Origin of the sequence: Curtobacterium sp. MCLR17_054 (assembly GCF_003234335.2) — a bacterium.
In the GTDB taxonomy this organism is placed as follows: Bacteria; Actinomycetota; Actinomycetes; order Actinomycetales; family Microbacteriaceae; genus Curtobacterium; species Curtobacterium flaccumfaciens.
This window is the reverse complement of the sequence record NZ_CP126263.1, coordinates 2,631,869-2,645,920: the sequence shown is the minus strand read 5'-3', so window position 1 is coordinate 2,645,920 and position 14,052 is coordinate 2,631,869. Positions and strand designations below refer to the sequence as shown.

The following is a 14,052-nucleotide window of genomic DNA, read 5'->3' as shown; positions in this document are numbered from 1 at the left end:
CACCGCGCCTCCCGCCCGTCGACCAGACGGACGGGAGGCGCGGTGCCGTCCGGGCGCTCGGCCCACCGCCGACGGGTGGTCCGGCCCGGCAGGACGACCTGTGGACGGGCACGCGGGTTGTCGGTCGTGACGGCTACCCTTGTCGCGTGGTCACCGCCCTGTATCGCCGTTACCGGCCCGAGAACTTCGCCGAGCTGATCGGGCAGTCGCAGGTCACCGACCCGCTCCGCACGGCGCTCCGCACGAACCGCGTCAACCACGCCTACCTGTTCAGCGGGCCCCGTGGCTGCGGCAAGACGACGTCGGCCCGCATCCTGGCGCGCTGCCTGAACTGCGCCGAGGGCCCGACCGACACCCCGTGCGGCGTCTGCCCGAGCTGCGTGGAACTCGCCCGCGACGGCAGCGGTTCGCTCGACGTCATCGAGATCGACGCCGCGAGCCACAACGGTGTCGACGACGCGCGTGACCTGCGCGACCGTGCCGTGTTCGCGCCGGCTCGCGACCGCTACAAGATCTTCATCCTCGACGAAGCGCACATGGTGACGCCGCAGGGCTTCAACGCGCTTCTGAAGCTGGTCGAGGAACCCCCGGAGCACGTCAAGTTCATCTTCGCGACGACCGAGCCCGAGAAGGTCATCGGCACCATCCGGTCGCGCACCCACCACTACCCGTTCCGGCTCGTCCCGCCCGCGGTGATGCTCGAGTACATCGAGCAGCTCTGCACGCAGGAGTCCGTGTCGGTGGCCCCCGGCGTCCTGCCCCTGGTGGTGCGTGCCGGCGGTGGATCCGTCCGTGACACCCTGTCGCTGCTCGACCAGCTGATGGCCGGCAGCGAAGACGGTGCGATCGCCTACGAGCGTGCCGTGGCCCTGCTCGGCTACACCGACGCCGCCCTGCTCGACGACGTCGTCGACGCCCTGGCCGTCGCCGACCCGGCGTCCGCGTTCGCCGCGATCGACCGCGTCGTGCAGACCGGACAGGACCCCCGCCGCTTCGTCGAGGACCTGCTCGAGCGCCTGCGCGACCTGATCGTCGTCGCGGCGACGAACGAGAGCGCCGCCGCCGTCCTGCGCGGGGTCTCCCCGGAAGAACTCGACACCATGAGCCGCCAGGCCGGGGTCTTCGGCGCGACCGGGCTCTCCCGCTCCGCCGACATCGCGAACCGGGCCCTCACCGAGATGACCGGCGCGACCTCGCCCCGGTTGCACCTCGAGCTCATGACTGCCCGGATGCTCGTGCCCGAGGCCGACGACACCCAGCGCGGAGCCCTCGCCCGGGTCGAGCGCCTGGAACGTCGTGTCGGGGTGGGCGACGTCGGTGGACACGACGCCGGTGGACACCAGGCCGGCGCCGGCGAGCAGTCCGCTCCCGTCGTCTCCGCTGCACCGCGTCGTGAGCAGCCGGCAGCCGCGGCTCCCGCAGCGCCTGCTCCCTCCCTCGCCCCGACGCCCGCTCCGGCAGCGGCTCGTCCGACGCCCGAGCGTCCCGTCGAGCAGCCCGCCGCGCCGCAGGCCGACTCCGGAGCCGTTGCCCGTGACGCCGCAGCGTCGTGGGCAGCGGTCGCTCCGAGCACTCCTGGAGCACCCGCGCAGACCTCGGCCGAGCCCGCGAAGTCCGAGCCCTCGAAGCCGGAGCCCGCGAAGCCGGAGCCCTCGAAGCCCGCGGCCGAGCCGGTCAGCCCGTCGTCCACCGGTCAGGGCACGACGATCGGGGACGAGCCCGCCGTCCGGACCGTCGGTGCCGTCGGCTTCCAGCAGATGCGCGACTCCTGGCCGCAGATCGTCGAGCACGTGCAGCACGCCAAGCGTTCGGCGTGGTCGGTGGTCGTCACGGCGCAGGTCACTGCACTCCGCGACGACGTGCTGACGCTGACGTTCCCGAGCCAGCAGGACGTCGCCTCGTTCAAGGAGATGTCCGACCCCTCGGCGAGCGTCAGCGAACTGCTGCGTGCCGCCATCGTGGACGTCCTCGGCCTCCGGGTGAAGTTCGTCGCCCGCGGGCCCGGACAGCAGCAGCGTCCCCAGCAGCAGCAGCAGCAGTCGGCTCCGGCACCGCAGGCCGCCGCACCGGCCCAGCGTCCGGCGCCCGCTGCCCAGGCGCCCGCCGCCGCGACCCCGGCCCCGGCCCCGGCCCCGGCGCCGGCGCCCGCAGCACCGGAGTCCCCGGCGCCGGCTTCCGCTGGTGAGCCCACGCCGACGGCTGCCCCTGCCGCCGAGCCGAAGGCCGCGTCGGCAGCACCCGAGTCGACGGCACCTCCTGCGCCGACGGCAGCGCCCGCGCCGAAGTCCGCGCCGGCGCCGAAGTCCTCGCCGGAGCCGAAGGCAGCGCCGACCGCGTCCGCCCCACAGCGCGACCAGGCACCGGCCGAACCGGCCCCCGCTCCATCCGGTGCGCCGGTGACGGACTGGGCGGTCGCGACGATCCCCGCCAGCGACCCCACCGCTGACGCCGTCCCGGAGTCCGTCGAGCCCAGCTGGGCAGCACCCTTCGGCACCGTGCCGGCGTCCGCGCCGGTCGCCCCCGCCGAGACGAGCACGCCCCAGCCGACCGAGCCGACACCGTCGGCCGCACCCGCGCAACGGGGCGCTGCCACGGCCGGGCAGCCCGACGGCCCGACCACCCCGGGGCCGCAGGCGGCGTCCGGAGCGGGAGCCGTGCCTCCCGGCGGTCCCGTCGTGCCGGGCGTCCCGGTCGACGACTACCCACTCGACGACGAACCGTACGACGACGGTGCCCCGTTCCCCGACCCGGGGATCGGACGCGGCGCAGCGCCCGCAGCCGCCGGGCCGGCAGCCCCGGCGCAGCAGCCCGCACCGCAGCGCGCGGCCCAGCCGACCGCCGCACCCGCGCGCACCGCACCGCCCGCACGCCGCGCCCCGGTCGCCGGCCGGTACGGCGAGGCCGTCGTGCGTGAGATCCTCAACGCCCAGTTCATCGAGGAGACCGCTCTCCACCAGGACGGTGCCTGATGTACGACGGGATCGTCCAGGACCTCATCGACGAGTTCGGTCGCCTGCCCGGCATCGGCCCGAAGTCGGCGCAGCGCATCGCCTTCCACATCCTGCAGACCGAGTCGTTCGACCCGAGCCGGCTGTCCGAGCTGCTCGCCGACGTCAAGGAGCGGGTCCGCTTCTGCGAGATCTGCGGCAACGTCACCGAGAACGTCCAGTGCAGCATCTGCCGCGACCCGCGCCGCTCGCCGGCCACGATCTGCGTCGTGGAAGAGGCGAAGGACGTCGCGGCGATCGAGCGCACCCGCGAGTTCCGCGGGCTGTACCACGTGCTCGGTGGGGCGATCAGCCCGATCGACGGCATCGGACCGGACGACCTCCGCATCCAGCAGCTCATGACACGTCTGGCCGACGGCACCGTGGCCGAGGTCATCATCGCGACCGATCCCAACCTCGAGGGCGAGGCGACGGCGACCTACCTCAGTCGGCTGCTCGTCCCGATGGGCATCCGCACCACCCGGCTCGCGTCGGGGCTGCCGGTCGGCGGCGACCTGGAGTACGCCGACGAGGTCACGCTCGGTCGTGCCTTCGAAGGGCGCCGCGTCGTCGGCGGCTGACCGCCACGCAGGATCCTTGCGTCGGGGCCCGCTCGCACGCAACATCCCCGAAACACCGACTACCATTGTGAGACCGCGAGACCTCGCGGTGTCGCCGTCTCCGGGAGTACCAGCCAGTGGCCTTGATCGTGCAGAAGTTCGGTGGTTCATCCGTCGCGGACGCCGAGAGCATCAAGCGCGTGGCGAAGCGGATCGTCGAGACGAAGAAGGCCGGCAACGACGTGGTCGTGGCGGTGTCGGCGATGGGCGACACCACCGACGAACTCGTCGACCTGGCGCACTCCGTCACGCCGATCCCCGCCGGCCGTGAGCTCGACATGCTCCTGACCGCGGGGGAGCGCATCTCGATGGCGCTGCTCGCGATGGCGATCAAGAGCCTCGGGGTCGAAGCGTCCTCCTACACCGGCAGCCAGGCCGGCATGCTCACCGACGCCCAGCACGGCAAGGCCCGCATCGTCGACGTCACCCCGAAGCGCGTGCGCGAGGCGCTCGACTCCGGCCACGTCGCGATCGTCGCCGGGTTCCAGGGCTTCAACCGCACCACGGGCGAGATCACCACGCTCGGCCGCGGCGGCTCGGACACCACGGCCGTCGCCCTCGCCGCAGCACTCGACGCCGACGTCTGCGAGATCTACACCGACGTTGACGGCATCTTCACCGCCGACCCTCGCGTCGTGCCGAAGGCCCGCAAGGTCGAACGCGTCACCAGCGAGGAGATGCTCGAGCTCGCAGCCTCGGGTGCCAAGGTCCTGTACATCCGCGCCGTCGAGTACGCCCGGCGGCACGGCGTCACCCTGCACGTCCGGTCCTCGTTCAACAACAACGAGGGCACCATCGTCTACAACCCTGCCGAGGGGGAAACCGTGGAAGAACCGATCATCACCGGGATCGCCGGAGACCTCTCCGAGGGCAAGATCACCGTCGTGGGGGTCCCGGACCAGCCGGGCAAGGCCGCCGAGATCTTCACCAACGTGGCACGCGCCGGGGCGAACATCGACATGATCGTCCAGAACGTGTCGGCGGCGTCGACCGGGCGGACGGACATCTCGTTCACCCTGCCGAAGGACCAGGGCCAGACCGTGCTGACGGCGCTCGAGGTCGCGAAGGCCGACATCGGCTACGAGAGCATCCAGTACGACGACCAGATCGGCAAGCTCGCCCTGGTCGGCGCTGGCATGCGCACGAACGCCGGCGTCTCGGCGCAGCTCTTCCGCGCCCTGCACGACGCGTCGATCAACATCGAGATGATCTCCACGTCCGAGATCCGCATCTCGGTCGTGACCCGCGCCGACACCCTGAACGAGGCGATGCGCGTCGTGCACAGCGCGTTCGGCCTCGACGCCGACGCCGAGGCCGTCGTCTACGCCGGCACCGGCCGCTGACGCCCGCCGACCCGTCGATCCGCTGAACCACCAGGAGCACCGCATGAGCACCCTCACCGTCGCCGTCGTCGGCGCCACCGGCCAGGTCGGCGCCGTGATGCGTCGCCTGCTCGAAGAGCGCGCGTTCCCGGCCGACCGGGTCCGCTTCTTCGCGAGCGCCCGTTCCGCCGGCACGACGCTGCCGTTCCGCGGCGAGCAGATCGTGGTCGAGGACTCCGAGGTCGCCGACCCGTCCGGCATCGACATCGCGCTGTTCTCCGCCGGGGCCACCGCCTCGCGGGCCCTCGCGCCGAAGTTCGCCGCCGCCGGGGCACTCGTCGTCGACAACTCCAGCGCCTGGCGCATGGACCCCGACGTCCCGCTCGTGGTGAGCGAGGTGAACCCGCACGCCATCGACCAGGCGCCGAAGGGGATCATCGCGAACCCGAACTGCACGACCATGGCGATCATGCCGGTGCTCAAGGTGCTCGACACCGAGTCCGGGCTCCGCCGCCTGGTCGCGACGACCTACCAGGCGGTCTCGGGTTCCGGGCTCGCCGGGGTCGAGGAACTCCTGGGCCAGGCGAAGGCCGCGCTCGAGCAGGACACCGCTGCGCTGACGCACGACGGATCCGCCGTGACGTTCCCCGAGCCCGTCAAGTACGTCCGTCCGATCGCCTTCGACGTCGTGCCGCTCGCCGGCAGCATCGTCGAAGACGGCCTGGGTGAGACCGACGAGGAGAAGAAGCTCCGGAACGAGAGCCGGAAGATCCTCGAGCTGCCCGACCTGCTCGTCGCCGGCACTTGCGTGCGCGTCCCCGTGTTCACCGGGCACTCCATCTCGGTGCACGCCGAGTTCGAGCGTCCGCTGTCGCCCGAACGTGCGACCGAGATCCTGTCGAGCGCACCCGGGGTCGAACTCTCCGACGTCCCGACCCCGCTGCAGGCCGCCGGCAAGGACCCGGCGTTCGTCGGCCGCATCCGCGCGGACCAGTCCGCGCCCGAGGGCCGCGGCCTCGTGCTGTTCGTCAGCAACGACAACCTGCGGAAGGGTGCCGCGCTCAACGCGGTGCAGATCGCCGAGACGATCGTCGCGCGCCGCTCCGTCGACGCGTAGCGCGCCCCGGGCGCGACCAGCAGACGGACAGGAGGCCCGTGGCGACACCGCCACGGGCCTCCTGTCCGTCTGTCGGGTGCCGCCGGTAGGATCGACGGGTGGCAGAGCAGCAGGTGGACCCCATCGACGTCGTCCTGATCGGCGGAGGCATCATGAGTGCCACGCTCGGGGCCATCATCCACAAGCTCGAGCCGAGCTGGAAGATCCGCGTGTACGAGCGGCTCGGCACGGTGGCGCAGGAGTCCTCGAACCCGTGGAACAACGCGGGCACCGGGCACTCGGCACTGTGCGAGCTGAACTACACGCCGGAACTGCCGGACGGCCGCGTCGACATCGCGAAGGCCGTCACGGTCAACGAGCAGTTCCAGGTCTCGCGGCAGTTCTGGGCGCACCTGGTCGAGACCGGCGTGCTGCCCGAACCCACGAACTTCATCAACCCCACGCCGCACATCTCCTTCGTGTGGGGCGAGGCCAACGTCGCGTACATGCGCGCCCGGTACGAGGCCATGCGGAACCACCCGCTCTTCGCGGGCATCGAGTTCTCGGACGACCCGGCGCAGATCCGGAAGTGGGCACCGGCGCTCATCCCTGGCCGCAAGAAGGACCAGCCGATCGCGGCGACCTACTCGGCAGCCGGCTCGGACGTCGACTTCGGGTCGCTCACCCGCCAGCTCTTCGACCAGCTCGAGATCGACGGTGTCGAGTTCGAACCCTCGCACCAGGTCACCAACCTGACCCGCTCGAAGGTGTCCGAGGGCTGGGTGCTCAACGTGCGCAACGAGATCGGCCGGTCGACGCAGCGCATCGCCGCGAAGTTCGTCTTCGTCGGCGCCGGTGGCGGGGCCCTGCACCTGCTGCAGAAGTCCGGCATCCCGGAGATCCGCGGCTACGGCGGCTTCCCGGTGTCGGGCGAGTTCCTGCGCACCGACGACCCAGAGGTGGTGCAGAAGCACTCCGCCAAGGTCTACGGCAAGGCCAGCGTCGGTGCCCCGCCGATGTCGGTGCCGCACCTCGACACCCGCATCGTCGACGGTGGGTCGTCGCTGATGTTCGGGCCGTACGCCGGGTTCAGCCCGAAGTTCCTGAAGCAGGGCTCGGTCCTCGACCTGTTCCGCTCGATCCGACCGCACAACCTCCGCCCGATGCTGAGCGTCGCGTTCTCGAACTTCGACCTGGTCCGCTACCTGGTCGGCCAGCTCCTCGCGTCGAAGCACACCAAGTTCGAGGCGCTCCGCGACTTCATGCCGAGCGCCGAGCCCGAGAACTGGCACCGCATCACCGCGGGGCAGCGTGTCCAGGTGATCAAGCCCGACAAGGACAAGGGCGGTGTGCTGCAGTTCGGCACCGAGGTCATCACCGCCGCCGACGGCTCGATCGCCGGCCTGCTCGGGGCGTCGCCGGGTGCCTCGACCGCCGTGCCGATCATGCTCACGATGCTGCGCCGGTGCTTCCCGGACCGGTGGGACGGCTGGCAGGACGACGTCCGCGCGATGGTGCCGACCTACGGGCAGGACCTGGGGGACGACCCGGCTCTGGCCGACGCCACGCTCGAGCGCACGGCGAAGGTGCTCGGCCTGCACCACTGAGGCCTGTCGTGGTCCGCTCGGGTTTGCGGTCTGTTCGAACGTGTGTTCGAATGACGGCATGCGGTGGAGTGGACAGGCGATCGACGCCGAGCAGAGCGACGCGCTGCCCGGGATGGAATCGAACAGCGGGTTCGTCCGGAGTGTGACGACGCCCGAGTTCGCCGGGGTGACCTTCCACGAGGTCCTGGCGAAGAGCGCCCTGAACCGGGTGCCGAGCGCGGACGGGTCGGGCACGTACGGCTGGACGATCAACCCGTACCGCGGGTGCAGCCACGCCTGCGTGTACTGCTTCGCCCGCCCGACCCACACCTACTTGGAGTTCGACGGCGGCGCCGACTTCGACCAGCAGATCGTGGTGAAGACGAACGTCGCCGACGTGCTGCGTCGTGAGCTCGGCAAGCCCTCGTGGGACCGTCACCCGGTGGCGCTCGGCACGAACACCGACCCGTACCAGCGGGCCGAGGGGCGGTACCGGTTGATGCCCGGGGTGATCGAGGCGCTGGCGGAGTCGCGCACCCCGTTCAGCATCCTGACGAAGGGCACACTGCTGCGCCGCGACCTGCCGCTGCTGGCCGAGGCGGCGAAGGTGGTGCCGGTCGACCTCGCGATGTCGATCGCCGTGTACGACGACTCGCTGCAGCAGTCGGTCGAGTCCGGCACCCCGACGACGTCGGCCCGGCTGGCGACCGTGCGGGCCATCCGCGACGCGGGGCTCGACTGCGCCGTGTTCCTGATGCCGGTGCTGCCGTACATCACCGACACCCGGGCGCACCTCGACGACGCCATCGGTCGGGCGACCGCGGCCGGCGCGACGACCATCATGTACTCGGCGCTGCACCTGCGGCCGGGCGTCAAGCCGTGGTGGTTCGAGTGGCTCGGCCGCGAGCGACCCGACCTGGTGCAGCGGTACCGCGCGATGTACCTCGACAACACCTACGCGCCGAAGGACTACCGACGGTGGCTGTCGGAGCGCATCCGCCCGATCCTGGCGGCGCACGGGGTCGGACTGGGGCGAGTGGACCCGGCGACGGGGTCGATGGGCTTCTCGGAACCGCGGACGCTGCAGCCGGGCGTGCCGCAGGGGCTGGGCACGGGCGGGCCGCAGGCGCTGCCGCAGGAGCAGTCGGTGCCGACGGTGTCACCGCTGAAGCGCGCCGACCCCGGGTTCGACCAGCGGCTGCTCCGGCCGGCTGCGGCGCAGACGCTGTTCTGAGGAGCGTCCGTCCGGGTCGTGTCCGGTCCACGTTCGGGGGACAGCAAGACCCCGGTCCGGGCCGCTATCATCGTGCGGGTCGCCGCACGGCCCCGGATTCGGGGTACACGGCCGCTGCTCCGGTGGTTGGATCGTGGACGGCGCCCTCGCCACCCGGAAGGATCCACCTCGTGCTCGGCATCCCCACGCACCTCGCACCGCGAGTGAACGCGTGGTCGACCGTGCGCGCATTCCACGCCGGCGCCATCGGCTCGCTGTTGGCCGCGGCCATCACGCTCGTGCTCTACGGCCTGTCCGAGCCCGGGGTGCAGGTCGTCGGCACGGCGCTGGCCGTCGTCCCGATGCTCGCCATGATCGGCGTGCACGTGCAGTTCGGCAACCGCGTCTCGGCGATCGCCTTCCTGGCCGTCGGCGGTGTCTGCGCCTGGTGGTTCGCCGTCGGGGTCCAGCAGCAGGTGCCGACCGGGTGGGTGACCTCGTACCTGATGTCCCTCGTCGTGATCCCGCTCATCCTGGTCGGGGGAGCAGGCGCCGTGCCGAGCCGCGTCGTGCTGTGGTCCTTCGTCGGCTTCCTGACCGGACGACTCGCCACCTGGATCGCCATCGTGCAGGCCGACCAGTCGCCCCGTCCGCTCATCCTCGCCTGGGTCACGCTGGGCTTCGTGGTCGCGCTCGTGCTCTTCACGACCCGCAGCACCGGGCGGAGCGAACGGGTGCAGCCCGAGCTCCTGCGCTCTGCCCGTGAAGAACACGTGTCCGCCTACCGCGCCGGGGTCGAGGCCGAGGCGTCCGCGATCCTGCACGACACCGTGCTCAACCACCTCGGCGCGATCGCCCTCGCGCCGGACGGCCCGATGGACCCGCACCTCGCCGAGACGGTCGACGCCGACGTCGCGGTGCTCACCGGCAAGGGGTGGCTCGCGCCGGCCGCCCGCCCGCGTCCCGGGGCCGCGGCCGAGGCGTTCGGCACCATGGTCGACGAGCACCGGACGCTCGGGCTCGACGTGACCGTCTCGGGTGACCCCTCCGCGCTCGAGCGCCTGGACCAGCGTGCGCTGTCGGCGGTGGTCCGGGCCGTCGGCCAGTGCCTGGCCAACGTGCGGAAGCACGCGGGGACCGACGCCGCAGAGGTCAGCGTGTTCGACGACAGCGCGTCCTGCACCGTCATGGTGGTCGACGACGGTCGTGGGTTCGACGAGGACGCCACCGGAGCCGACCGGATGGGCCTCCGCGGTTCGGTGCGTGAGCGGATCGGCCGGGTCGGCGGTGACGTCCAGATCTGGTCGTCGCCCGGTTCCGGCACGAGCGTCATGATGACCGTGCCGTACGGACCCGTCACCGGCGCGGTCACCGTGCCGGCGGTCAGCGACGGCCGGGGGACCGAGCGATGAACGCGATCCGGCAGCGGCTCGGGTCCGGTCCGGGGCCCCGTCGCACCGCGCAGCAGTACGACCCGCTCGGCGCGATGGGGTCGCGGCCCCTGGCCGTCGTGCTCGGGGCCGGCAGCGTCGTCTGGGCCCTGCTCGTGTCGATCTTCGACCGCGACGTCGTGGGCAGCCCCACCCTCAGTGCCCTCACCGTGCTGCTCGTCGCTGCCTCGGCGGTGGTGGTGCTCGCTGCCTCGAGCCCGTTCCGAGCGCCGTTCCCGCGGTCGGCGTTCGTCGCGCACGTCGGGTTGCTCGGCCTGGCATCGGTGACGAGCGTCGCCGCGCAGTGGGGGCCGGACCGCAGCGCCCTGAACGACTTCATGTCCCTGATCACGGCGACCGGCATCGTCATGGTCGCGCCGTACCGTCCGTGGACCGACCTGACGATCGGCGGGCTCGTGCTGGCCGCGGTGAACGCCGTGACCTGGGGCGCGGGCGCCGCGGAGTTCCCGCACGAGGTGCCGGTCGCCGTCGCGGCGTTCCTGGCCGCGGCCCCGACGCTCGTGCTGACCGCCGCGTCCGCGGTGTTCGCCTGGACCTTCGCGGGGCTCGCCGAACGGGTGCAGATCCGTGCCGGGTCGTACTCCGTCGCACGCGCCGAGCGGGACGGCATCGCGGCGAGCGTGCAGCAGGACCGCTCGACGATCCTGTCCCGCGACGTCGCCCCGTTCTTCGCCGAGCTCCGCACGCGCGACGTCATCACCGACGCCGACCGTGCCCGGGCCCGTGCGATCGCCGACGGCATCCGCGCGTCCATGGTCGCCGACGCCGACCGCACCTGGTTCGAGCACGCCGTCCGGGTCGACGGCGGCCAGGCGCCGCTGGTCGACGACCCCGACGGCCTCATCGCGACGCTCGACACCGACCAGCGGGCGGTCGTCCGCACGTTCGTCCGTGCGGCCCTCCGAGCCTCGACCGTCGACCCGGCCGGCTTCCGCGCGACCGTGCGACGAGCGGACACTCTGGCGGACCCGGCGCCCCAGGCCCGCCCGGCGGACCACGCGGCCCCCGCGGCCCGGGCAGCCCCCGCGGCTCGGGCAGCCCTGGCAGCCCGGCCCGCGCAGGCACCCGCACCCGCTCGTGTGTCCGTCGAGATGGAGCTCGCCGTCGCGGACTCCGACATCGGCATCCACCGCACCTTCGACCCCTACTTCGCCGTCCTCCGCGTGACGTTCCCCGACCTCGACGTCGCGGTCCGCCCTTCCGCCCTCGCACTAAGGTTCTCCTATGACCAGCACTGACCCGAACAGGCTCTCGGAGGGGTCGCCGTCCCTCCCGAACCCGGGAGCACGACGTGTGCGGCTGGCCATCCTCGACGACCACGAGGTGCTGCTGGACAGCCTGTCGAGCTGGATCGCGGTGAACGCGTTCGACTTCGACCTGGCCCTGACCGCGCACACCTGGCTCGAGATGGTCCACAGCGACAGCTTCCCGACCGACCTGGTGTTCCTGGACTTCCAGCTCAAGGAACCGGTCTCGATCGAGGCCCGCGTCCGCACCTGCCGTGCCGCCGGGGCGAAGGTCATCGTGCTCTCGAGCGTCGACAGCCGTGAGTCCCGCGACCGGGCCCTGGCCGCGGGCGCCGCGGCGTTCCTGTCGAAGTCGCTCCCGATGCGCGAGGTCATGGACGTCGCCCGCGAGATCATGGGCGTCGCCCGCGAGACCCCGCAGCCCCGCGAGTGGCGTCCGCTGCCGACGGGTGCCGCCGCGCACCAGCGGCCGAAGCTCAGCGCCGGTGAGGAAGAGGCGCTGCGGCTCTACGTGTCCGGCTACTCGACGAACGAGGTCGCCGCGCAGATGAACGTGCAGTACGAGACCGCCAAGACCTACCTGCGTCGCGTGCGCGAGAAGTACAGCAAGGTGGGCCGCCCCGCCTCGAAGAAGTCCGACCTCATCCGTCGGGCCGCCGAGGACGGGTTCCTCGCGTAGTGGCGAAGCTCTACTTCCGCTACGGCGCGATGAACAGCGGCAAGAGCACGGGCTTGCTGCAGGCCGCCTACAACTACGAGGAGCGCGGGCACCGGGTGCTGCTCGCCAAGCCCGCGGTGGACACCAAGGGCGACCGTGAGATCGTCTCCCGCCTCGGCGTCACCCGGACCGTCGACATCGTGTTCTCGCCGGACGCCGACGTGCGCCAGGCGGTGACCGCCGCAGGCGCCGTCGACCCCGAGTCGGACCGCTTGGACGGCATGGTGCGGCCCGTCAGCTGCGTGCTCGTCGACGAGGCGCAGTTCCTCACCCCGCAGCAGGTCGACGACCTGCTGCGCATCGCGGTGCTCGACGAGATCCCGGTCATCACCTACGGCATCCGCACGGACTTCCGCACCGAGGCGTTCCCCGGCAGCGCCCGCCTGCTCGAGGTCGCGCACTCCCTCGAAGAGCTGAAGACCATCTGCCGCTGCGGCCGCAAGGCGGTCTTCAACGCCCGGACGGTCGACGGCCGGTTCGTCTTCGACGGCTCCCAGGTCGCGATCGACGGCGTCGACGTCGCCTACGAGTCGCTCTGCGCCAACTGCTACCTGACGGAGTCCGGCGGCCGCCTCGACGGCGCCTGACCGCTCGTGCCGGCGTGCGTCCGGTACGCACCCAGCAGACGGACTGGAGGCCCGTGGCGGCGCCGCCACGGGCCTCCAGTCCGTCGCGTGCACAGGAATGCACGTGCGCCGGCCTGCGTTGGTGACCACATGACCGACGACACCCTGCACCTGTCCGTCCTCGACCTGGCCACCCGCGAGTACGGCCAGTCCAACACCGAGGCCCTGCAGGGGTCCATCGACATGGCCGTGCGCGCCGAGCAGCTCGGGTACGAGCGGTTCTGGGTCGCCGAACACCACGGGATGCCGGGCATCACGTCCTCGGCCCCGGCGGTGCTGCTGAGCGCCGTGGGCGCGGCCACCTCGACCATCCGCATCGGATCCGGTGGCGTCATGCTGCCCAACCACGCGCCCCTCGTCGTCGCCGAGCAGTTCGGCACCCTCCGTGCGCTGTACGGCGACCGGGTCGACCTCGGGCTGGGGCGCGCTCCCGGCACCGACGGTGCGACGGCGATGGCCCTCCGCCGCACCGACCGACTCGACGTCGACGACTTCCCGGACCGCCTGGCCGACCTGATCGGGTTCTTCACCGGCATGGGCGCGGAGAACCCGCTGGCGGGCATCCGCGCCGTGCCGGGCTACGGCGACGTGCCGGAGTTCTGGCTGCTCGGGTCCTCGGGCTACAGCGCCCAGGTCGCCGGTGCGCTCGGCATCTCCTTCGCCTTCGCCCACCACTTCGCGTCGGACAACACCGAGGCGGCACTCGCCCTGTACCGCGATTCGTTCCGTCCGTCACGCTTCCGCCAGACGCCGAACGCGCTGATCGGTGTGCAGGTCGTCACCGACGAGGACCCCGCCGTCATCGACGAGCAGAGCGCCCCGGGCATGATCTCCTTCATCCGGATGCGCTCGGGCCGGAAGCCCGAGCCGGTGTCGATGGACGAGGCGCGTGCGTACGAGTTCAACGACCTCGAGCGTCGGTTCATCGCGGCCCGCACCGAGCGTCAGGCCTACGGCAACGCCGAGCAGGTCGCGGAGAAGATCAACGCACTCGTGGCGTCGACCGGGGCGAACGGCGTGATCGTCTCGCCCGGTGCCGCGCAGGCGCGGTACCGGCACCAGGCGCTCGACGTCGTGGCCGGGCTGCACGCCGCCGGCAAGCTCGTGCCCGCGGGTGTGTCGGTCTCCGTCTAGGTCGCTTCGTGAGCAGGAATGGTCGGGTAGCCGCTGGGCACCCGACCATTGC

General features: G+C 71.9%; 11 protein-coding genes. All 11 read left to right on the top strand.

The window, feature by feature from the left end:
- Positions 1 to 146: 146 nt before the first annotated feature.
- The 11 genes from DEJ08_RS12485 to DEJ08_RS12435 all read left to right on the top strand — a co-directional run bounded on the left by DEJ08_RS12485 (position 147) and on the right by DEJ08_RS12435 (position 14,000).
- A complete protein-coding gene (locus DEJ08_RS12485; RefSeq protein WP_284180468.1) occupies positions 147 to 2,969 on the top strand; it encodes a DNA polymerase III subunit gamma and tau in 2,823 nt (940 codons plus the stop codon).
- Positions 2,969 to 3,568 carry a recombination mediator RecR gene (gene recR, locus DEJ08_RS12480; RefSeq protein WP_017888680.1) on the top strand — a complete coding sequence of 200 codons (600 nt, stop codon included), beginning with the start codon at positions 2,969 to 2,971 and terminating at the stop codon, positions 3,566 to 3,568. Before DEJ08_RS12485 ends, recR begins: the two co-directional genes overlap by 1 nt.
- Positions 3,569 to 3,684: 116 nt before the next feature.
- Positions 3,685 to 4,950 (top strand): aspartate kinase, encoded by a 1,266-nt coding sequence (locus DEJ08_RS12475; RefSeq protein WP_111054434.1) that lies wholly within the window; start codon positions 3,685 to 3,687, stop codon positions 4,948 to 4,950.
- Between the two features lie 43 nt (positions 4,951 to 4,993).
- Positions 4,994 to 6,046, top strand: coding sequence for an aspartate-semialdehyde dehydrogenase (locus DEJ08_RS12470; protein ID WP_111054435.1), 1,053 nt, complete (start codon positions 4,994 to 4,996; stop codon positions 6,044 to 6,046).
- 98 nt (positions 6,047 to 6,144) lie between these two features.
- Positions 6,145 to 7,632 carry a malate:quinone oxidoreductase gene (locus tag DEJ08_RS12465; RefSeq protein ID WP_111038071.1) on the top strand — a complete coding sequence of 496 codons (1,488 nt, stop codon included), beginning with the start codon at positions 6,145 to 6,147 and terminating at the stop codon, positions 7,630 to 7,632.
- 58 nt (positions 7,633 to 7,690) lie between these two features.
- Positions 7,691 to 8,845: an Rv2578c family radical SAM protein gene (locus DEJ08_RS12460; protein WP_111054436.1), complete on the top strand. Its 1,155-nt coding sequence runs from the start codon at positions 7,691 to 7,693 to the stop codon at positions 8,843 to 8,845.
- 170 nt (positions 8,846 to 9,015) lie between these two features.
- The gene (locus DEJ08_RS12455; RefSeq protein ID WP_181438978.1) at positions 9,016 to 10,236 is read left to right on the top strand and encodes a sensor histidine kinase; all 1,221 of its coding nucleotides are present in this window, start codon (positions 9,016 to 9,018) and stop codon (positions 10,234 to 10,236) included.
- A complete protein-coding gene (locus DEJ08_RS12450; RefSeq protein ID WP_181438979.1) occupies positions 10,233 to 11,513 on the top strand; it encodes a hypothetical protein in 1,281 nt (426 codons plus the stop codon). Before DEJ08_RS12455 ends, DEJ08_RS12450 begins: the two co-directional genes overlap by 4 nt.
- Entirely contained in the window at positions 11,500 to 12,201 is a 702-nt protein-coding gene (locus tag DEJ08_RS12445) for a response regulator transcription factor (protein ID WP_035808846.1), read from the top strand. The genes DEJ08_RS12450 and DEJ08_RS12445 overlap by 14 nt, the downstream gene beginning before the upstream one ends.
- Entirely contained in the window at positions 12,201 to 12,827 is a 627-nt protein-coding gene (locus DEJ08_RS12440; protein ID WP_111054437.1) for a thymidine kinase, read from the top strand. Before DEJ08_RS12445 ends, DEJ08_RS12440 begins: the two co-directional genes overlap by 1 nt.
- Positions 12,828 to 12,956: 129 nt before the next feature.
- On the top strand, positions 12,957 to 14,000 hold the full coding sequence (locus DEJ08_RS12435; protein WP_111038067.1) for an LLM class flavin-dependent oxidoreductase: 1,044 nt from the start codon (positions 12,957 to 12,959) through the stop codon (positions 13,998 to 14,000).
- Positions 14,001 to 14,052: the final 52 nt, after the last annotated feature.